17 protein-coding genes are annotated in these 19,538 nt (G+C 69.8%); 7 read left to right on the forward strand and 10 right to left on the reverse strand.

The genetic code is table 11. The features are described from left to right. The first annotated feature begins 97 nt into the window (after positions 1 to 97). Positions 98 to 1,630, forward strand: coding sequence for an MFS transporter (locus tag AB0F38_RS15690; RefSeq protein ID WP_361892481.1), 1,533 nt, complete (start codon positions 98 to 100; stop codon positions 1,628 to 1,630). Positions 1,631 to 1,746: 116 nt separating this feature from the next. Here the strand turns inward: AB0F38_RS15690 and AB0F38_RS15695 are convergent, their stop codons facing one another. Then, positions 1,747 to 2,259 (reverse strand): MarR family transcriptional regulator, encoded by a 513-nt coding sequence (locus AB0F38_RS15695; protein WP_361892484.1) that lies wholly within the window; start codon positions 2,257 to 2,259, stop codon positions 1,747 to 1,749. A gap of 169 nt (positions 2,260 to 2,428) precedes the next feature. On the opposite strand from AB0F38_RS15695, the gene AB0F38_RS15700 reads away from it, so the two are divergent. After that, on the forward strand, positions 2,429 to 3,205 hold the full coding sequence (locus tag AB0F38_RS15700) for a class III extradiol ring-cleavage dioxygenase (protein WP_361892487.1): 777 nt from the start codon (positions 2,429 to 2,431) through the stop codon (positions 3,203 to 3,205). On the opposite strand, the gene AB0F38_RS15705 is transcribed toward AB0F38_RS15700, so the two are convergent. After that, positions 3,153 to 3,734: an N-acetyltransferase family protein gene (locus AB0F38_RS15705; protein ID WP_361892489.1), complete on the reverse strand. Its 582-nt coding sequence runs from the start codon at positions 3,732 to 3,734 to the stop codon at positions 3,153 to 3,155. The genes AB0F38_RS15700 and AB0F38_RS15705 overlap by 53 nt on opposite strands. Before the next feature lie 147 nt (positions 3,735 to 3,881). On the opposite strand from AB0F38_RS15705, the gene AB0F38_RS15710 reads away from it, so the two are divergent. Then, entirely contained in the window at positions 3,882 to 4,883 is a 1,002-nt protein-coding gene (locus AB0F38_RS15710) for a sigma-70 family RNA polymerase sigma factor (protein ID WP_361892492.1), read from the forward strand. Positions 4,884 to 4,992: 109 nt separating this feature from the next. Here AB0F38_RS15710 and AB0F38_RS15715 read toward each other — a convergent pair whose 3' ends face one another. Further along, on the reverse strand, positions 4,993 to 5,985 hold the full coding sequence (locus AB0F38_RS15715) for a YafY family protein (RefSeq protein ID WP_361892495.1): 993 nt from the start codon (positions 5,983 to 5,985) through the stop codon (positions 4,993 to 4,995). A 62-nt stretch (positions 5,986 to 6,047) separates the two neighbouring features. On the opposite strand from AB0F38_RS15715, the gene AB0F38_RS15720 reads away from it, so the two are divergent. Continuing rightward, positions 6,048 to 7,610, forward strand: a complete 1,563-nt coding sequence (locus AB0F38_RS15720; RefSeq protein ID WP_361892498.1) for an MFS transporter — start codon at positions 6,048 to 6,050, stop codon at positions 7,608 to 7,610. Between the two features lie 92 nt (positions 7,611 to 7,702). Here the strand turns inward: AB0F38_RS15720 and AB0F38_RS15725 are convergent, their stop codons facing one another. Continuing rightward, on the reverse strand, positions 7,703 to 8,449 hold the full coding sequence (locus AB0F38_RS15725) for a DUF6227 family protein (RefSeq protein ID WP_361892501.1): 747 nt from the start codon (positions 8,447 to 8,449) through the stop codon (positions 7,703 to 7,705). 554 nt (positions 8,450 to 9,003) lie between these two features. Between AB0F38_RS15725 and AB0F38_RS15730 the strand changes: the two genes are divergently transcribed. Beyond that, positions 9,004 to 9,228 (forward strand): hypothetical protein, encoded by a 225-nt coding sequence (locus AB0F38_RS15730; RefSeq protein WP_361892504.1) that lies wholly within the window; start codon positions 9,004 to 9,006, stop codon positions 9,226 to 9,228. A gap of 246 nt (positions 9,229 to 9,474) precedes the next feature. Here AB0F38_RS15730 and AB0F38_RS15735 read toward each other — a convergent pair whose 3' ends face one another. The 5 genes from AB0F38_RS15735 to AB0F38_RS15755 all read right to left on the reverse strand — a co-directional run bounded on the left by AB0F38_RS15735 (position 9,475) and on the right by AB0F38_RS15755 (position 14,917). Beyond that, complete coding sequence (locus AB0F38_RS15735) at positions 9,475 to 10,071, reverse strand: RcpC/CpaB family pilus assembly protein (protein WP_361892507.1); 597 nt, start codon at positions 10,069 to 10,071, stop codon at positions 9,475 to 9,477. A 303-nt stretch (positions 10,072 to 10,374) separates the two neighbouring features. Further along, positions 10,375 to 11,223: an S-methyl-5'-thioadenosine phosphorylase gene (locus AB0F38_RS15740; protein ID WP_361892510.1), complete on the reverse strand. Its 849-nt coding sequence runs from the start codon at positions 11,221 to 11,223 to the stop codon at positions 10,375 to 10,377. Between the two features lie 90 nt (positions 11,224 to 11,313). After that, positions 11,314 to 11,658 carry an FmdB family zinc ribbon protein gene (locus AB0F38_RS15745; RefSeq protein WP_361892513.1) on the reverse strand — a complete coding sequence of 115 codons (345 nt, stop codon included), beginning with the start codon at positions 11,656 to 11,658 and terminating at the stop codon, positions 11,314 to 11,316. A gap of 66 nt (positions 11,659 to 11,724) precedes the next feature. Beyond that, entirely contained in the window at positions 11,725 to 13,005 is a 1,281-nt protein-coding gene (locus tag AB0F38_RS15750; protein WP_361892515.1) for an MFS transporter, read from the reverse strand. 301 nt (positions 13,006 to 13,306) lie between these two features. Next, positions 13,307 to 14,917 (reverse strand): potassium/proton antiporter, encoded by a 1,611-nt coding sequence (locus AB0F38_RS15755; RefSeq protein WP_361892929.1) that lies wholly within the window; start codon positions 14,915 to 14,917, stop codon positions 13,307 to 13,309. Between the two features lie 243 nt (positions 14,918 to 15,160). Here AB0F38_RS15755 and AB0F38_RS15760 point away from each other — a divergent pair, with 243 nt between their 5' ends. Further along, entirely contained in the window at positions 15,161 to 17,902 is a 2,742-nt protein-coding gene (locus tag AB0F38_RS15760; protein WP_361892518.1) for a penicillin acylase family protein, read from the forward strand. A gap of 33 nt (positions 17,903 to 17,935) precedes the next feature. Here the strand turns inward: AB0F38_RS15760 and AB0F38_RS15765 are convergent, their stop codons facing one another. Then, positions 17,936 to 18,529 carry a 5-formyltetrahydrofolate cyclo-ligase gene (locus tag AB0F38_RS15765; protein WP_361892521.1) on the reverse strand — a complete coding sequence of 198 codons (594 nt, stop codon included), beginning with the start codon at positions 18,527 to 18,529 and terminating at the stop codon, positions 17,936 to 17,938. A gap of 106 nt (positions 18,530 to 18,635) precedes the next feature. Between AB0F38_RS15765 and galU the strand changes: the two genes are divergently transcribed. Further along, positions 18,636 to 19,538 carry a UTP--glucose-1-phosphate uridylyltransferase GalU gene (galU, locus tag AB0F38_RS15770; protein ID WP_361892524.1) on the forward strand — a complete coding sequence of 301 codons (903 nt, stop codon included), beginning with the start codon at positions 18,636 to 18,638 and terminating at the stop codon, positions 19,536 to 19,538.

Below are 19,538 nucleotides of genomic sequence, written 5' to 3' on the forward strand. Positions count from 1 at the left end.
CACCCTTTTCCGGCGGTGCCCGCGGATCCGTCCGCGGGCCGGCCCCGCCGGTCTCACGACTCCTCGCGTCCACGCGCGTCCTTAGGTGGCTACTCGCATGTCAAAAACAGCCGACATCCGGCTTCCGGATCCCAGCCGCTGGAAAGCGCTGGCCTTCATCGCCCTCGCCCAGCTGATGGTCGTGCTCGACGCGACCATCGTGAACATCGCCCTGCCTTCCGCCCAGACCGACCTGGGCATCTCCGAGGGCAACAAGCAGTGGGTCATCACCGCGTACGCGCTCGCGTTCGGCGGACTCCTGCTCTTCGGCGGACGCATCGCGGACCTCTGGGGCCGTAAGCGCACGTTCGTGGTGGGCCTGATCGGCTTCGCCGCCGCGTCCGCGATCGGTGGTGCCGCCCAGGGCGAGGCGATGATGTTCGGCTCCCGTGCCCTGCAGGGTGCCTTCGGCGCACTGCTCGCACCGGCAGCCCTGTCGCTGCTCGCGGTGATGTTCACCGACGCCAAGGAGCGCGCCAAGGCCTTCGGTATCTACGGGGCCATCGCCGGTGGCGGTGGCGCGGTCGGCCTGATCCTGGGCGGGTTCCTGACGGAGTACCTGAACTGGCGCTGGACGTTCTTCGTGAACATCCCGTTCGCGATCGTCGCCGCCGCCGGTGCCTACTTCGTCATCCGTGAGCCGGCCGGCGGCCGCAACCGCTCGCCGCTCGACATCCCCGGTGTCGTCCTGTCCACGCTCGGCCTGGTCGCGCTGGTGTACGGCTTCACCCGAGCCGAGTCGGCCGGCTGGTCCGACTCGCTGACCATCGGCATGTTCATCGCGGCCGCGGTGCTGCTGCTGGCCTTCGTCGTCACCGAGTCGCGCGTCAAGTCGCCGCTGCTGCCGCTGCGTGTCCTGACCGAGCGCAATCGCGGTGGGGTCTACCTCTCCCTGGGGCTCGCCATCATCGCGATGTTCGGGCTCTTCCTCTTCCTGACGTACTACCTCCAGGTCGCGAAGGGGTACTCGCCGGTCAAGACGGGCTTCGCGTTCCTCCCGATGATCGCGGGCATGATTGTCGGCTCCACACAGATCGGTACCCGGCTGATGACCCGGGTTCCCCCGCGGTTGCTGATGGGCCCCGGTTTCCTCGTGGCCGCCATCGGCATGCTGCTGCTGACCCAGCTGGAGGTCGACACCTCGTACGCGGGCGTCATCCTGCCGGGCCAGCTGCTGCTCGGCCTGGGCATGGGTACGGCATTCATGCCGGCCATGTCGTTGGCCACGCACGGCATCGAGCCGCGGGACGCGGGTGTGGCCTCCGCGATGGTGAACACCTCGCAGCAGGTCGGCGGAGCCATCGGTACGGCGCTGCTCAACACCATCGCCGCAGGCGCCACCACCGCGTACATCGCGGACCACGCCGCGGGCGCCACCGATCCCGAGCTGCTGCGGATGCAGGCCATGGTCAGTGGTTTCGCCAGCGCGATCTGGTGGGCGGTGGGCATCCTCGTCGCCGCCTCGGCCATCGCGACGGTGCTGATCAACACCGGGCGTCCGGGCACCGGAACGGCCGGTTCGGCCGACGGTGCCGGGGACCGTGCGGACGGCGTCGAGGACGAGCTGAAGATCCCGGTCATCGCGCACTGAGTCCTGAAGGCCACGGCCGAGCCACGACCGCCACGACCGGCGTGACGGGTGCGCCGGGTGGGGCGGGTGGGGCGGCACCGGACACCGGACGCCCCCGACATCTGCCCTGGCTCCGCTCAGCGGAGCCAGGGCAGATCCGCGTCCGCGCCCTCCGGCTGCAGTCCGGCGGCGATGACCTGCATGATCTCGCCGAGGCTCGCCACCTGGCCGGGGGTGAGCCGGGCGAACATCGCGTGGCGCACCGCGTCGACGTGCCCCGGAGCGGACCGGGCGAGCATCTCGTAACCGTCGTCCGTGAGGACCGCGTTCTGACCGCGCTTGTCGGAGGGGCACTCCTCGCGGCGGACCCACCCGTTCTTCTCCAGCCGGGCGACGGCGTGCGAGAGCCGGGAGCGGGTGATCTTGGCGTCCTTGGCCAGCTCGGTCATCCGCTTCCGGTGCCTGGGCGCCTGGGAGAGCTGGACGAGCAGCCCGTAGTAGATGTGCGGCATGCCGGCATCGCGCTGCAACTGGCGGTCGAGGTGATCCTCCATCAGCGTGGTGGCGTGGAGATACGCCCGCCACACGCTCTGCTCTTCGTCGGTGAGCCATCGGGGCCCGCCGGTGGATGTCGTGGTCATGTACTTCACTGTACGACCTTTTCTTGAATGTTGAACTAGATAGAGCTAAGGTCTCAGGTGATAGGAACTTGAAGATTCAAAGAAACCATCTGTCGAGTCCCCGGTGGTCTGCCCAGGTGACCGTTTCCCGGTGCCTGTAGAGAACACATACCTTGATCGGCGGAGGAATGGGAGTGTCATGACTGTCACCGCGGAACGCATGCCGGCCCTCTATCTCTCCCACGGCGCGCCGCCGCTCGCCGACGACCCGGTCTGGCCCGGTGAGCTGGCCGCCTGGTCCGCCGGACTCCCCCGCCCCAAGGCGATCCTGATGGTCTCCGCGCACTGGGAGGAGGCCCCGCTCGCGCTCGGCGCCACCGAGACCGTGCCGCTCGTCTACGACTTCTGGGGCTTCCCCGAGCACTATTACCAGGTGCGGTACGCGGCCCCCGGTGCCCCGAAGCTCGCGGACGACGTGCGCAAGCTCCTGCGTGCCGCGGGTGCCCCGGTCCAGGACATCCCCGACCGCGGCCTCGACCACGGGGCGTACGTGCCGCTCGTGGAGATGTTCCCGGATGCGGACGTCCCCGTGCTGCAGATCTCCCTGCCGACGCTGGACCCGCGGAAGCTGATGGACATCGGGCGCAAGCTCGCTCCGCTGCGCGACGAGGGCGTGCTGATCGTCGGCAGCGGCTTCTTCACGCACAACCTGGCGGCGCTGCGGCACGCAGGCACCCCCGGCTGGTCGGCGGAGTTCGACGACTGGGGGCACCGGGCGCTCCAGGCGCAGGACGTCGACGCGCTGCTGGATTTCGCACACAAGTCGCCTGCGGGGAAGCTGGCCCACCCCCGCACCGAGCACTTCGCCCCGCTGTTCGTGACGCTGGGTGCTTCGGAGGGTGAGCTCGATCAGGGACGCAGTGTCATCGACGGGTTCTGGATGGGGCTGGCGAAGCGATCGGTCCAGTTCGGCTGAGCATCGGCTTCTCGTACCAGGACACGTCCCAGTACCGGCCGAACTTCCGCCCCACCTCGGTGTACGTGCCGACGTGGCGGAAGCCGAAGGTGTCGTGCAGCCGGACCGACGGTTCGTTGGGCTGGGCGATCGCGGCGTAGGCGCGGTGGATGTCCTCACCGGCCAGGGCCTCGAAGAGCGCCTTGTAGAGCAGGGTGCCGATGCCGCGGCCGGTGGCGCCCGGTGCGCAGTAGGCGCTCACCTCGACCGACGTGCTGTACGCCGCCTTGGGCCGGTACGGGCTGCTGGTGGCATAACCGAGGAGCTCGGGCGCGTTGTACGTCGTACTGACGTCCGAGGCAACCAGCAGCCGGTACGGGCCGTCTTCGGGGTGTGAGCGCAACCACGGCAGGCGTTCGGCCGGCGTGAAGGGGGATGTGTCGAACGTGAGTGCAGTCTCACGGACGTAATGGTTGTAGATGGCCGTCAGGGCTTCAAGATCAGTCTCCGTGCCGGGCCTGACCTGCACTTCTGTGGGTATCTGGGCCATCTGTCCTCCTGTCGGGGCGGACAGGGTACTGCATGATCTCGAAAGTGAATGGTCGCCGTGGGAATTCTGTCCGGATTCCAGTCGTTGTTTCCATCGGATGCAGGGCACCCGGAAGGGTGTCGCGACCTACTCAGCAAGGGAGCTCGCATGGCAACCCGTGCCGTCGCCCGTCGTTCGTCCGCCCGCTCCGGCGGGACCGACCGGGCAAGCAGTGTTCGCGCCGTGGGCGGGGAGATCGCCGATCGCGACCTGGTCGGCATGTACCTGGACGAGATCGCTCGCACACCCCTGCTCGACGCCGCGAAGGAGGTCGAGCTCTCCCAGACGATCGAGGCGGGTGTCTTCGCCCAGCAGATCCTCGACGGCCAGGTGGAGAGCGGGGCCGGCGGAGCGAAGCGCGAGGAGCTGGAGGCGCTGGTGGCCGAAGGCGAGCGCGCCAAGGACGTGTTCATCCGGTCCAACCTCCGGCTCGTCGTCGCCGTGGCCCGGCGCTACCCGCGGGCCGGTCTCCCGCTGCTCGACCTGATCCAGGAGGGCAACGCGGGCCTGGTGCGTGCGGTCGAGAAGTTCGACTACGCCAAGGGCTTCAAGTTCTCCACATACGCCACGTGGTGGATCCGCCAGGCCATCACCCGCTCGATAGCCGACCAGTCCCGCACCATCAGGCTCCCCGTCCACCTCGTGGAGGAGCTCGGCCGGATCCGCCGGGTGCAGCGCGAATTCAACCGCGAGCACGGGCGCGACCCGGAGCACACGGAGATCGCGGCGGAGCTGGACTCCAACGCCGAGCGCGTGGGCAATGTCCTGGACTGGGCCCGTGACCCGGTCAGCCTCAACATGTCCGTCGACGACGACGGGGACACCCAGTTCGGCGATCTGCTGGAGGACACCTCCGCGGTGTCGCCCGAGCAGTCCGTGATGACGCTGCTGCGCAGCGAGGAGCTCGAAGACCTCATCGGCAAGCTCGACAACAGGACCGCCTCCATCATCCGTATGCGGTACGGGATCGAGGACGGCCGCGAGCGGACCCTCACCGAGGTGGGCAAGCAGCACGGTCTGACGCGGGAGCGGATCCGTCAGATCGAGAAGCACGCATTGCTCGAATTGAAGCGAATGGCTCACGACACGGGCTTTGACGCTGCGGCGTGAGGCAATAACCCGTAATCTCCCCATCAAGCCGGTTCGCACCGGCCCGACGACCGGTCCCGTACCGGTCCCCTGAGCTGAGTCCCGGCGCCCACCCCCCCGGCGCCGGGGCTCATTCATTTCCGCTCCCCCCGGGCCCGGCCGACGAAGCGCGGGTCAGACGGGCACCCAGGCCGCTCAGATACTGCACCAGCCGCGGCGGCCCGTGCGCCTCGAACTCGCAGTCCACCAGAGCCAGCCGCAGCGCCACCCACTCCAGCGAGTCCGAGGAGACAGTGCGCAGCCGGCAGCTGTCCGCACCGGTCGGCTCCACGGCGCCCAGCATCGCGGGGAGCCGTGCCCTCACGAAGTCCGCCGGTGCCCCGAAGCTCACATCGATCCGGAGTTCCGGCTGCATCCGGGTCATCGAACGGGCGATGAACTCCGCCGCGTCCCCGTTCTCGGTGGGCAGCTCGCGAGGGGTGAAGCGGGCCCCGGTGGCGAACGGCTCGTTCACCCGGTCCACGCGGAAGGTGCGCCAGTCCTCGCGGTCCATGTCGTACGCGACGAGATACCAGCGGCTGCCGGTGCTCACCAGCCGGTACGGCTCGACCCGGCGTTTCGACGCGGTGCCGTCCCCCGCGCGGTAGCCGAAGCGCAGCCGCTCCCGCCCGGTGGCCGCCGAGGCGATCACCGTGAGGGTCCGCGGATCGATGGTCGAACCGTCGCCGCGGGTGAGTGGCACCGTCGCTCTCTGCAGGGAGGAGACCCGGTGCCGCAGCCGTGACGGAAGCACCTGTTCCAGCTTGGCCAGCGCCCGTACCGAAGCCTCGTCGACACCCTCGATGGCATGCCCGGCCCCGGCCCTCAGCCCCACCGCGATGGCCACCGCCTCCTCGTCGTCCAGCAGGAGGGGCGGCATGGCACTGCCCGCCACCAGGCGATAGCCCCCGATGGAACCGCGGGAGGCCTCGACCGGGTAGCCGAGGTCGCGGAGCCGGTCGATGTCACGGCGGATGGTGCGCGGGCTGACGTCGAGCCGCTCGGCCAGCTCGCTGCCCGGCCACTCGCGCGGGGTCTGGAGGAGCGACAGCAGATTCAGCAGTCGTGCCGGGGTATCCGTCATGGGACCCAGCATGCCGGTCCATCAGGACACGATCTGACCTAATGGACTCCTAGCTTCTTCCTATGCCTTCTTCCGAATCCCCGCCGTCCTCGGCAGCCGCCCGCACGGCGCCCATGGGCCCGGACGCCCCACAGGACCGTGCGGACCGCCGTCGCTGGTTCGCGCTCGCGATCGTGATGACCGCGGCCTTCATGGACCTGGTCGATGTCACGATCGTCAATATCGCCATCCCGAGCATCACCCGGGACACCGGTGCCTCGTTCTCCGAGATCCAGTGGATCACCGCCGGGTATGCCCTGGCCTTCGCGGCCGGTCTGATCACGGGCGGCCGGCTCGGCGACATCTACGGCCGCAAGCGGATGTTCCTCATCGGGATCGGCGGCTTCACGATCGCCTCCGCCCTCTGCGGCTTCGCCGGGAACCCGGAGATGCTGGTCGCCTCCCGCATCCTGCAGGGCGGCATGGCCGCGCTGATGGTGCCCCAGGTGCTGTCCATCGTGCACGCCACCTTCCCGGCACACGAACGTGGCAAGGTCTTCGGGCTCTTCGGCGCGATCGTCGGGCTCGGCGCGGTCTCCGGGCCCCTGCTGGGTGCGCTGCTCACCGAGTGGAACCTCTTCGGCCTGCAGTGGCGGCCGATCTTCCTGATCAACCTGCCGGTGGGCATCGCCGGACTGGTCCTGGGGCGGAAGTTCATCAGCGAGTCCAAGGCACCGAAGGCACTGCGCCTCGACCTGGCCGGTGTGTTCCTGGTGACGCTGGGCCTGCTCATGCTGCTCTACCCACTGACCCGGGGACGCGAGCTGGGCTGGCCGCTGTGGGGGTACGCGTCGATGGCCGCCAGCCTCCTGGTCTTCGCGGCGCTGATCGCGTACGAGCGGCAGAAGGCGAGCAGGGACGGCTCCCCGCTCATCGAACTGTCGCTGTTCCGGGTGAAGAGCTTCGCCGCAGGTATCGCCGTACAGCTGGCCTTCGGCCTCGGCCTCGGCATCTTCTTCCTGGTCTGGACGCTCTACATGCAGATGGGGCTCGGCTGGAGCGCGCTGCGCGCGGGCACGACCGGGATCCCGTTCTCGATCTCCGTCTCGGTGGCCGCAGGGATCTCCGTGCAGAAGCTGGTGCCCCGATTCGGCCGCAAGGTTCTTCAGTCGGGCGCGCTGCTGATGATCGCCGGGCTGCTGGTCTACATCGGCGAGGCCGAGCGGTACGGCCTGGCCATCACGTCCTGGCAGATGATCGTGCCGCTGGTGATCATGGGTGCGGGCATGGGGCTGATCGTGGCCCCGCTGACGGACGCGGTGCTCTCCGGGGTACCCAAGGAGCACTCAGGATCGGCGTCCGGGCTGATCAACACCGTGCAGCAGATGGGTACGGCGCTGGGGCTCGGCCTCGTCTCGGTCGTCTTCTTCGGATCGATCAGCGACGACCTGGCGCCGCAGGAGATGGGTGCGGCCTTCGTGGACGCGTTCCAGCAGTCGCTGTGGTGGGTGGCCGGGGTGCTCATGGTGATCTTCCTCGTGATGTTCGTGCTGCCGGCCAGGCCGCAGGTGCACCTCGAGGGCGGCGACGACACGGCCGCTGTGCCGGACACCGGGATCAGTAAGGAGCCTGCGCTGTCGCGCTGATCGCGCGCCCGCGCAGTGCTGTCACGGCGGTCCTCGCCCGTCCGTCCCGGTTCCGGGGCGGACGGGCGATCCGTGTCCGGCGTCCGCGCGGGTCAGCAGATCCTGGTGCGGTTCTCCATGGCCCGGCGTGCGGTGTCCTCGTCCCCGTACACCTCGCACATGTGACGGCCGTCGGGCGTCGCCGTGTGCTCGACCTCCCACAGGCTCGTCTCGCTGCCGTCCAGGAGCAGGAAGGCGTGCTCGTAGAGCGTGAATCCGGCGTCACGGCCTTCGACGCGGCACTGGCGGCCGAAGACCTGCGTGATGTGGTGGGCGAAGGCCGCCCGGAGCAGTCCGGCCGTGCCGGCGCCCGGCCGGTCCCCGTTCTCCGCGCGGCGCAGGACCCGGCGGGCGTGGTCCGCCGAATTGTCCGGGGCGTACACGCGGGGGTGGGGGGCCGGGGGGACGGACATCAGGAGCGTGAGGACGTCCATGTCCCCCCGCAGGCTCTCCTCGCCGAAGGCCGGGGTGTCCCAGAAGGTGCCCGCGAGCCGTGCGGCGGCGATCTGGGCATCGCCCTCGTCGTCGTACAGCTCGTGCCGGCGGGGGACCGAGGCGTCCCGGCCGCCGCCGTGCACCAGCTCCCACAGGGTGAACGCGGTGCCGTCGGCCAGCAGATACGTGTGCCGGTAGGTCTCACGGTGCAGAACGGCACTGTGATGGGACGAATGCAGGGCACTGCTGTGCGCCAGGGCCGTCCCGAGCCGGTCGACCGTGGTGTCGGACAGATCGAAGGAGTTGAGGGCGCATCGCAGGAGTCGCTCGAGATGCTGCTCGGTTGTCTCGTACGGATCGCTCAAGGTGCTGTCTCCAGGCCGTCGCCGCGTGTTACTTGATGCGTGCATAACGTAGTCCCTGGGTCTGACATCGTGACCGGGGTTAGCGAAAAACGTACGGCGCACGCAGAAAGTTCCCGGCCCGATCAGGGGGCGTCGCAGGGATCGGCGCACGAGGCGAACGCATCCCGGGGCCGTCGATTCCCTGGGCCGCCGCGACGCCCTCGCGAGGGCGCGGGCCAGCGCATCCGCGCCTGCGGCCAGGATCTCGTTCAGCTCGGTGACGGGCTCCGGAGGCAACGGCCGACGGCCGGCGGCACGGGTGAACAGGGTGTCCCCGTCGGGCAGCACATGGGTCGGCCGCACGGCGCGCGCCAGCCCGTCGTGCGCCGTGCCCGCGCGCTCCTGCGCCGGGGCGCGGGTGAGGGGGCGCCCGTGGCGGCGACGGCGACCGTGGTGTTGAACGGAAGGTCCCCTTCGCGTCCCGGATCGCGGCCGGCCGTCGGACGGCGGCCTCGTGGTCCGCGGACTGCGGCGGCTCGATCCGAAGGACCGCTGTGCCGCCGTACCCTGGAGACATGAGTACCGCCCCCGCCCCTGGACCGCGAGATTCGAAGCCGTCGCAGCGGCAGGAGCCGCCGTCGCAGGAGCCCAGGCCCAAGCCGGCTCTGATCTTCGACGATCCGCTGGACCGGCAGTCCGCGGACGATACGGACCAGGGGTGGGGTGAGCGGGCTCCGGCCGGCGGGAGCGCGGCCGATCTGGCGCGCTTCCTCGACGACAAGCCGCCCCACCACATCTGATCCCCGCCGTCCGCGAGGTCTTGCGCCTTGTCACGCCGTGGGACGAGCCGTCGCGGATCTCCTTCAGAACGTCCGGCTCGCTCAGTTCCAAGGTCTCCTGCACCCCTCCCACGACTGACCTTCTTCTCGCTCACACGTGAGCCTTCCTCCGTGCGGGCCGCAAGGGAACGGGCGGATCCGCGCCGTCGAGACGAGGCAAGGGCGCGCCGCCGGATCAGCGACCTTCCGTGGGTGGGTGACGGCATATCAGTACCGGTCGGCACGGGACACCGCCACCGCGAGCCGGCCCGAGGCGCCGGCTCCGGCCAGGGTGACAGCGGTCTCCCGCTCCACGGACAGCACCACCAGGGCGCCGCCTTCCGGCCCGGTCCCGCCGTCCGGCCCCGGGAAGGCCGTCCCCGTGCCCGCGGCACCGCGGGGCACCTCCACCACCCGTGCGTCCTTCGCCACCATTCGCGCACCGGCGTCCCCGCCCCGCGCGGCGATCACATCGACCCGGTCGCCCGGCCGCAGCAGCCCGACCGTCGCCCCGTCCGCGATCCGCACGGGCGCGGACACGAGCCGTACGGGCGGCCGCTCCGGCCCCGGCGGCGCACCGCCGCTCGTGACGGCGGCCGCCTCGTCGCCGCCCGGCCCGGCAGGGCCCGAGCCCGCACCGCCCAGCCCCGAGGCGGCGAGCACCGCTGAGGCCAGGGCGAATCCCGCCGCCATGGCGCGGCGCCGCCCGCGCAACGCCCGCCGCAGTCGTCGGCCACCGCCGCCGCGCACCCGCAGGGGCCCGAAGAGCGGGACCTCGCAAGGCGGGGGAGACGCGGGACGTGTATCGGGCACCGACGGGAACATGGCCAACACCACCTGCCGTGAAGGAGATCCACGAGGGAGATCCACAAGGGACCCGCCCGGGGAGACGCATGAGGAGACGCATGAGGAGACGCGAGAACGTGGAGAGGGACGTATGACGACATGCGTGAGGGGAGTCCCGCGGGATCTCCCGCCGGACTCCCCTCACGATCCACTCTCCGCACGAATCCCGCGCGGCCCTGTGGACAGTTCACGCGATGTGGACAACTCGCTCACCCGTACGCGAGGTGCGAGACGTGAGGGGAGTGCGAGGTGCCGGCATGCCGAGCTGCCGGGCAGCTCGGGTCAAGGCAGTTCCACCCCCGTGTGGATCCCGTCCAGGGCGTGCACACAGACGCAGTCACGGTCCGCGTTCGCGGGCAGTGCGGCCACCGCGTCGAACAGCACCGACCGCAGCCGGTCCACATTGGCCGAGAACACCTTCAGCACATCGCCGTGGTTGACACCCTCGCCGGCCTCGGCGCCCGCGTCCAGGTCCGTCACCAGTGTCAGCGTCGTGTAGCAGAGCCCCAGTTCACGGGCCAGCACCGCTTCGGGGTGTCCCGTCATCCCGACCACCGACCAGCCCATCGCCGCGTGCCAGCGCGATTCCGCGCGGGTCGAGAAACGGGGCCCCTCGACCACGACCAGCGTTCCGCCGTCCACCGGCTCCCAGTCGCGCCCGCGGGCCGCGGCGAGAGCCGCCTTGCGTCCCTCGGGGCAGTAGGGGTCGGCGAAGCCGAGGTGCACCACGTTCGGCTCGGTGCCGTCCGCCCGGGTCTCGCCGTCGTAGTAGGTCTGCGTACGAGCCTTGGTGCGGTCCACCAGCTGATCCGGCACGAGCAGGGTGCCCGGCCCGTACTCCGGACGCAGGCCGCCGACGGCGCACGGGCCGAGTACCTGACGTACGCCGACGGAGCGCAGGGCCCAGAGGTTGGCGCGGTAGTTGATGCGGTGCGGCGGCATGTGGTGGCCGCGGCCGTGACGCGGGAGGAAGGCCACCCGGCGGCCCGCGATCTCGCCCAGGAAGAGGGAGTCGCTGGGCGCCCCGTACGGGGTGTCCACCTGGACCTCGGTCACGTCCTCCAGGAAGGAGTAGAGGCCCGATCCGCCGATCACGCCGATATCCGCTGTACCCGTTTCTGCGTTCACCATGCGGTCACACTAACGGGGCACGCACGACCGGGACCCCGCCGAGTGGATCAGCGGGGTCCCGGTGGAGCGTATGAAGGTATGTGTCCCGCCTCAGGCGGCCGACGTACCGCTCGTCGAGGAGCTCGACGAAGAAGTGGACCCCGAGGACGAGGACGTCGAAGCGGCGGGCTTCGCATCCGATCCCGACGAGGCCGGCGTGCTGGACGCGGAACCGGAAGCCTTCGCGGACGACGTGGCCGGCGTGCTGCTCGACGAGGAGCCGCGGCTGTCGTTCCGGTAGAAACCGGAACCCTTGAAGACGATGCCGACCGCTGAGAACACCTTCTTGAGGCGTCCTTCGCAGTTCGGGCACACGGTCAGGGCATCATCGGTGAACTTCTGCACCGCCTCGAGGCCCTCGCCGCACTCGGTGCACTGGTACTGATAGGTCGGCACTTGATCCTCCTGGCACTCTCACTCAATGAGTGCTAACGACGTTCCATACTGACGTATTCCGAGCCATCAGTCCACCGTGACCGGCTCGCGGTGACCGATCCCACGTGCCACCGTCCGTCCCCGGTGCCTCGGTATCAGCCGCGAGCGCAGGGCCAGCAGGGTCACCAGGGCCAGCGCCGTGCCGATCATCGGCACCACGAAACCGGTGCTCGCTCCGTGGGCGTCGGCGAGCTGTCCGGCCACCGTGACGGCGGCCGCCTGGCCCAGGGCCACCGCGCCCGTCAGCCAGGTGAAGGCCTCGGTCCGGGCGGACGCCGGGACCAGGGCCTCGACCAGCGTGTAGCCGCTGATCAGAGCCGGTGCGATGCAGAGTCCGACCAGCAGGCCCAGGCCGGCCAGCAGCGGCACGGAGTGCACCGCCCAGAGACCGGACGCGGTCAGCGTCAGGGCCACGTACCCGACGATCAGGCGGCGGCGCGGGCCGCTCTTCCAGGCGATGGCTCCGCAGGCGACCCCGGCCAGCATGTTGCCGGCCGCGAAGATCCCGTACAGCAGCCCGTTCACGCCGGGCCGGCCGATCTCCTCGGAGAACGCGGTCAGGGAGACCTGCATGCCGCCGAAGACGGCACCGATGCCGAGGAAGGTGACCGCCAGGACGCGGACGCCCGGCACGGAGAGCGCCGAGCGGTGCGGCTCGGCGGCGGTCGCGGCGCTCCGGGTGGCGGGCTGGGTGGCGCGCTGGGCGGCGAACAGGAGGCCGCCGACGAGCGTCAGCACCGCCTCGGCGATCAGGCCGGCCGCCGGGTGCACGCCGGTGCACAGGGCCGTCGCGAGCACGGGTCCTACGACGAAGGTGAACTCGTCCGTCACGGACTCGAAGGCGGCGGCCGTGGCCATCAGCGGGGAGGCCGGCCGCCCCGGAGCGGCGCCGAGCGCGGCCGCCCAGCGGGCCCGCACCATCGGCCCGATCTGCGGGATGGAGGCGCCGGTGGGTACCGCCGCCAGGAACAGCACCCACAGGGGCGCGTCCGCCAGGGCGAGCGCCGTGAGTGCGCCGACGGAGGTGGCGTGCGCCAGGACGCCGGGCACGAGGACGGAGCGCTGGCCGAAGCGGTCGGCGAGCCTGCCGCTCTGCGGGGCGAACAGTGCCATCGAGACACCGGACACGGCCGCCACGGCGCCCGCGCTGCCGTACGAGCCGGTGGTGTGCTGCACCAGGAGCACGATGCCGATGGTCAGCATCGCGAAGGGCTGCCGGGCGGCGAAGCCCGGAAGGAGGAAGGTCCACGCACCGGGGGTGCGCAGCAACTGCCCGTAACCGGGGCGGTCGGAGACCGTGGACGCCACGGTCCTTGCCTTTCTGCCGCCTGGTGGCCGTGCTCCCGTGCGGGCCGCCGCACCGGGGTGCGGGCTCGGGCGGGAGCTGCCGAGAGCTGTCCTCTTCGCGCGGAACTGCGGTAGATGCCGGGCGCTCGCCGCAGAGGCGAAAGGACGCCACGACCGCCATACGGTCGCGCCAGCTCTGCATCAGACAGAGTTGGTCGATCAAAATCAAAACAGATGGATCATGTGGATAAGTCCTTCATGTTACAGACCCCAGGTCCGGTGCGCCTGTGATGGCGTCCGAGATGCCCGTCACCACCTTTGATCAGTGGTGCGCCTTCCTGCCGCCCGACGCGCCCCGGGACGCGCGCCCCGACGTACCGCCCGGCCGTCCCTCGCCGCCCCTGCTCAGCTTCTTGGCCAGCTTCATCACGTGCGGCGCGTCCGGTGAGCCGTCGTCCTGACGGCCTCCGCCGCCCGTCCCCAGCCAGCCTGCCAGCTTGCCTCCCTCGCCGACCGACCGCAGGCGCGCCTCCGCGGCGTCACGCACCGGGTCGGTCGCGACCACCAGCAGCTCGTCCCCACGCCGGAGCACGGTGGACGGGGCGGGGACGAAGCTCTTCCCGTCCCGTACGACGAGGGTGACGGCTGCCCCGGAGGGCAGCCGCAGCTCGGCGACCTCCACGCCGTGCATCTTCGACCTCCCGGGGATGGCGACGGACAGCAGATGCCCGCGCAGCCGTTCCAGGGGCGCCGACTCGATGCCCAGGTCCGCGGTCTCGGACGGGTCGTCCGAGATCTTCAGAGCCCTCGCGAGCCAGGGCAGGGTGGGCCCCTGGATCAGCGTGTAGACGATGACGAGCACGAAGACGATGTTGAAGACCCGGGTGCTGCCCTCGATCCCGGACACCATGGGAATGGTCGCCAGGACGATGGGGACGGCGCCGCGCAGCCCCGCCCAGGACATGAGGGCCTTCTCGCGCCGCGGCAGGGTGAACGGCGCCAGGCTGATGAAGACCGACAGCGGGCGCGCGACCGCTGTCAGGACCAGCCCCACGGCCACGGCGGGCCAGAAGTCGCCGACGAGGTCGTGCGGGGTGACCAGCAGGCCGAGCAGGACGAACATGCCGATCTGCGCCAGCCAGCCGAGCCCGTCCGCGAAGCCCCGGGTGGCCGGCCAGTGCGGCAGCTTGGAGTTGCCGAGGACCATCGCGGCCAGGTAGACGGCCAGGAAGCCGCTGCCGTGGGCCATGGCGCCCGCGGCGTACGCGGACACGGCGATGGCCATCACGGCGATCGGGTAGAGGCCGGACGCGGGCAGTGCCACATGACGCAGTCCGAAGGAGCCGAGCCAGCCCACCGCGAGACCGATGGCCGCGCCGATGGCCAGCTCCAGGGCTATCTCGCCGACGAGTACGTACCAGTGCTCCACCGGGCCGACGGCGGAGAACGCCACCACCAGGATGACCACGGGGGCGTCGTTGAAGCCGGACTCGGCCTCCAGGACACCGGTGATCCGGGAGGGGAGCGGGACCTTGCGCAGTACGGAGAAGACGGCTGCGGCGTCGGTGGAGGAGACGACGGCACCGATGATCAGGGCCTGCTGCCAGTCGAGGCCGACGAGATAGTGCGCCGCGCTCGCGGTGACGCCCACGCTGATGCCCACGCCGACGGTCGACAGCATGGCAGCCGCCGGCAGCGCGGGTCTGACTTCCTTCCACTTCGTGCCCAGTCCGCCCTCGGCCAGGATGACCACCAGGGCGGCATAACCGATCACCTGGGTCAGCTCGGCGTTGTCGAACTTGACGTCGAAGATGCCGTCCTGCCCCATGGCGATCCCGATGCCGAGGTACAGGAGCAGGCTGGGGAGCCCGCTGCGGGACGAGATGCGTACGGCCGCGACGGCCACCAGCAGGACGAGCGAGCAGACGAGCAGAAGTTCGTTGAGCGCGTGGACAGTCAGGGTCCGTTCCTTCCCTGCGTACGCCTTCCGGATCGACCTCCGGCGGCCAGTACTTCGTTACCTTACCTAATCTTTAACGTTTCCTTGACGCGGTCGAGTGTTCGTGCGAGGACTACGCAAATGGACGCATCTCCATACCGCGTCCGAGTGGCATCGGCGGGGCGCCTATGGTTGCTCCTGCACTCCCAGGACCACCCTGCCCCTCGAAGGACAGCGATGCCCGCCAACACAACCGCCCCTTCCGGTTCTTCCGATGCGAAGAAGCCCGGCAGGAAGAAGGGGCGACGCGCCCGCCTGTTCGTGATCGTCCTGGTGCTGGCGCTTGTCGCGGGTGTCGGTTACGGCGCGTTCTGGTCCGTATCCACGGTCCGGGCCTCGTACCCCCAGACCACCGGTTCGATCGAGCTCAAGGGTCTTGCCGGCGACGTCGACGTCAAACGCGACAGTTACGGGATCCCGCAGATCTACGCGGACTCCGACAGTGATCTCTTCCGTGCGCAGGGCTTCGTCCAGGCCCAGGACCGCTTCTGGGAGATGGACGTCCGCCGTCACATGACCTCGGGACGGCTCTCCGAGATGTTCGGCTCCGGCCAGGTGGAGACCGACGCCTTCCTGCGCACGCTGGGCTGGCGCAAGGTCGCGCAGCAGGAGTACGACGAGGTCCTGGACGAGGACACCAAGAAGAACCTCCAGGCGTACGCGGAGGGGGTGAACGCGTATCTGGACGGCAAGGACGGCAAGGACATCTCCGTCGAGTACGCGGCCCTCGGTCTGACCAACGACTACAAGCCCACCGAGTGGACCCCGGTCGACTCGGTCGCCTGGCTGAAGGCGATGGCCTGGGACCTGCGCGGGAACATGCAGGACGAGATCGACCGCTCGCTGATGACCAGCAGGCTCGGCAAGAAGCAGATCGAGGATCTCTATCCGGCCTACCGGTTCGACAAGAACGACCCGATCGTCGGACAGGGTGCGGTCTCCCCGGTCACCGGCGCATTCGAGCCTGACGCCGAACCGTCGGACGGCATCGGTGCGCAGACCCCCGAGGGCGCGACCGAAGGGCTGAACACCCAGCTCTCCGCGCTCTCCGACACCCTGGACGAGATCCCGGCACTGCTCGGCCCCAACGGCAACGGCATCGGATCGAACTCCTGGGTCGTGTCCGGGGACCACACGACCACCGGCAACCCGCTCCTGGCCAACGACCCGCACCTGGCGCCCATGCTGCCCTCGCTCTGGTACCAGATGGGGCTGCACTGCCGTCAGGTGTCGGAGACCTGCCGGTACGACACCGCCGGTTACACGTTCTCCGGGATGCCCGGGGTGATCATCGGGCACAACAAGGACATCGCCTGGGGCTTCACCAACCTGGGCGCGGACGTCACCGACCTCTTCCTGGAGAAGGTCTCGGCCGACGGCTACCAGTACGACGGCAAGACCGAGCCCTTCGTCACCCGTGAGGAGACCATCAAGGTCGCGGGCGGCAAGAGCCGGAAGATCACGGTCCGGGAGACCAACAACGGGCCGCTGGTCTCCGACCGGAGCAGCGAGATGGTGAAGGTCGGCAAGAAGGCGCCCGTCACCGCCTCCGCCCCGGACCGCGGCGACGGTTACGCGGTCGCGCTGAAGTGGACCGCACTGGAGGCCGGCAGGTCGATGGACGCGGTCTTCGAGCTCAACCGGGCCAAGGACTTCAAGACCTTCCGGGCGGCCGCGGAGCACTTCGAGGTGCCTTCGCAGAACCTCATCTACGCGGACACCGACGGCAACATCGGCTACCAGGCCCCCGGCAGGATCCCGGTCCGTGTCAAGGGTGACGGCAGGATGCCGAGTCCCGGCTGGACGTCGGAGTACGGCTGGGAGGAGAAGCCGGTCCCGTTCGCCGAGCTGCCGTTCGAGTACAACCCGGATCGCGGCTACATCGTCACCGCCAACCAGGCCGTCATCGAGAAGTACGACCACCTGCTCACCAAGGACTGGGGCTACGGCGCCCGCAGCCAGCGGATCAACGACCTCATCGAGCAGAAGATCGGCGGCGGCGAGAAGATCTCCACCGACGACATGCAGACGATGCAGATGGACAACCAGAGCGTGATCGCCGCCGAGCTGGTTCCGAAGCTGTTGAAGATCGGTATCTCCGACAAGAGCGTCCGTGAGGCCCAGAAGCTGCTGGAGGGCTGGGAATACGTCCAGGAGCCCGACTCCGCCGCCGCCGCGTACTTCAACGCCGTCTGGCGCAACATCCTCAAGCTGGCCTTCGGCAACAAGCTCCCCAAGGAGCTCCGCGCCAAGGGCGACTGCCTCAGCGTGCTGCCCGCCACCAGCACCGGACCGGTGGACGAGCAGACCAAGCGCGTACGGGAGTGCGGTCAGCGTGACCCCGACACGGCGCAGCCGGACGGCGGAGACCGCTGGTACGAGGTCGTCGAGTCCATCCTCGAGGACCCGGACAACGAGTGGTGGAAGGTGCCCGCCCAGGGGCGCGAGGAGGCGATCGGGAACCGTGACCAGCTCTTCGCCCGCGCCATGGAGGACGCCCGCTGGGAGCTGACCGCCGAGCTCGGCAAGGACATCAACACCTGGAGCTGGGGCCGGCTGCACCAGCTGACCCTGCGCAACCAGACGCTCGGCACCGACGGCCCCGACCTTCTGCAGCGGGCCCTCAACCGGGGCCCGTGGCACCTCGGCGGCGGCGAGGCCGCGGTCAACGCCACCGGCTGGAACGCGGCGGGCGGCTACGACGTGATCTGGGTTCCGTCGATGCGGATGGTCGTCAACGTGGGGGAGTGGGACAAGTCCCGCTGGATCAACCTCACCGGCGCCTCCGGGCACGCATTCAGCGCGCACTACACCGATCAGACCGACAAGTGGGTCGACGGGGAACTGCTCGACTGGTCCTTCGAGTCCGACGCGGTCGGGCGGTCCACGGTCGACACCCTGACGCTCACGAAGCCTTAAGGGCTGTCCCGCCGGGACCTCGCCGGACAGCGCTCAGGCGAGGTCCCGGGGTGGAAAGCGCCGCGCCCCGGCCGGCGTGACCACGGCGTCCACGGGGTGGTCGTGCGGTTCCTCCGGAACCTGCGCGACCACCTCGTCGTCGTACAGCAGGACGACGAGGGCGGGATCCGCTCCGGCCGCCGAAAGCCGCGCCAGCACCCGGTCGTAGCTGCCCCCGCCGCGGCCCAGCCGCATCCCGCGCCGGTCCACGGCGAGTCCGGGCAGCAGGACCACGCCGGCCCCGAGGACCGCTCCGGGCCCCAGGCGTACACCGTCCGGCTCCAGCAGTCCCCGCCCGGCGGGGACGAGATGTTCCGGCCCCTCGTACACGGCCCAGTCCAGGTCGTTGTCCGTCATGAGCACCGGCAGCAACACCCGTACGCCCCGCGCACGCAGCGTGTCCAGGAGCGCGTGCGTCCCGGGCTCGCGTCCCACGGACACGTAGGCCGCCACGGTCCGGGCTCCGGCCACCTCCGGGAGGGCCGATGCGGCGGCGGCGAGAACCTCGGCGGCTCTCTTGACGTCCTCGGAGGACAGGAGCCTTCGCGCGGCGAGGAGTTCGCGCCGCAGTAGTGCCTTTCCGGACATGTCATCGTTCAATGGGTGCTCGCAAACCTCGTTTATCGGGTTGTATGAGTTCAAAGTTAACCGGACGCTCATCTTCCGCCCATACGCACCGGTTACAGTTCTGCGCATGACTCAGTCGCGCCCCAGGATCAGCAAAGCTGTCATCCCAGCTGCAGGTCTCGGCACCCGGTTCCTGCCGGCCACCAAGGCCACTCCCAAGGAGATGCTGCCTGTCGTCGACAAGCCCGCCATCCAGTATGTCGTCGAGGAGGCGGTCACCGCAGGCCTCTCGGACGTACTGATGATCACCGGTCGCAACAAGCGTCCCCTGGAGGACCACTTCGACCGGAACTACGAGCTGGAGTCCGCGCTCACCCGTAAGGGAGATGCCGAACGGCTCTCCAAGGTCCAGGAGTCCAGCGACCTCGCCACCATGCACTACGTCCGCCAGGGCGACCCGCGCGGCCTCGGCCACGCCGTGCTGTGCGCCGCGCCGCACGTCGGCGACCAGCCCTTCGCCGTCCTCCTGGGCGACGACCTGATCGACCCGCGCGATCCGCTGCTCGCCCGCATGGTCGAGATCCAGGAGCGCGAGGGCGGCAGTGTCGTCGCGCTCATGGAGGTCGACCCGGCGCAGATCCACATGTACGGCTGTGCGGCCACGGAGCCCACCGGTGACGGCGACGTCGTACGGGTCACGGGCCTGGTGGAGAAGCCCGACCGTGCCGACGCGCCCAGCAGCCTCGCCGTCATCGGCCGATATGTGCTTGACCCCGCGATCTTCGACATACTGCGCCACACCGAGCCGGGCCGCGGCGGCGAGATCCAGCTCACCGACGCACTCCAACTGCTGGCCGAGGACGAGAAGATCGGCGGTCCGGTGCACGGCGTCGTCTTCAAGGGGCGCCGCTACGACACCGGTGACCGCGGCGACTACCTGCGTGCCATTGTCAGACTCGCGTGCGAACGTGAGGACCTGGGCCCGGACTTCCGGACCTGGCTGCGCAGTTACGTCACCGAGGAGTTGTAA

It is taken from the genome of Streptomyces sp. NPDC025273, assembly GCF_040638585.1.
In the GTDB taxonomy this organism is placed as follows: domain Bacteria; phylum Actinomycetota; class Actinomycetes; order Streptomycetales; family Streptomycetaceae; genus Streptomyces; species Streptomyces cinereorectus.

Bases quoted from the DNA above. Each gene is read 5' to 3' on its own strand.
- AB0F38_RS15690 (WP_361892481.1), top strand. From the start codon at position 98: ATGTCAAAAACAGCCGACATCCGGCTTCCGGATCCCAGCCGCTGGAAA.
- AB0F38_RS15700 (WP_361892487.1), top strand. From the start codon at position 2,429: ATGACTGTCACCGCGGAACGCATGCCGGCCCTCTATCTCTCCCACGGC.
- AB0F38_RS15705 (WP_361892489.1), bottom strand. From the start codon at position 3,734: ATGGCCCAGATACCCACAGAAGTGCAGGTCAGGCCCGGCACGGAGACT.
- AB0F38_RS15710 (WP_361892492.1), top strand. From the start codon at position 3,882: ATGGCAACCCGTGCCGTCGCCCGTCGTTCGTCCGCCCGCTCCGGCGGG.
- AB0F38_RS15715 (WP_361892495.1), bottom strand. From the start codon at position 5,985: ATGACGGATACCCCGGCACGACTGCTGAATCTGCTGTCGCTCCTCCAG.
- AB0F38_RS15720 (WP_361892498.1), top strand. From the start codon at position 6,048: ATGCCTTCTTCCGAATCCCCGCCGTCCTCGGCAGCCGCCCGCACGGCG.
- AB0F38_RS15730 (WP_361892504.1), top strand. From the start codon at position 9,004: ATGAGTACCGCCCCCGCCCCTGGACCGCGAGATTCGAAGCCGTCGCAG.
- AB0F38_RS15735 (WP_361892507.1), bottom strand. From the start codon at position 10,071: ATGTTCCCGTCGGTGCCCGATACACGTCCCGCGTCTCCCCCGCCTTGC.
- AB0F38_RS15740 (WP_361892510.1), bottom strand. From the start codon at position 11,223: ATGGTGAACGCAGAAACGGGTACAGCGGATATCGGCGTGATCGGCGGA.
- AB0F38_RS15760 (WP_361892518.1), top strand. From the start codon at position 15,161: ATGCCCGCCAACACAACCGCCCCTTCCGGTTCTTCCGATGCGAAGAAG.
- AB0F38_RS15765 (WP_361892521.1), bottom strand. From the start codon at position 18,529: ATGTCCGGAAAGGCACTACTGCGGCGCGAACTCCTCGCCGCGCGAAGG.
- galU (WP_361892524.1), top strand. From the start codon at position 18,636: ATGACTCAGTCGCGCCCCAGGATCAGCAAAGCTGTCATCCCAGCTGCA.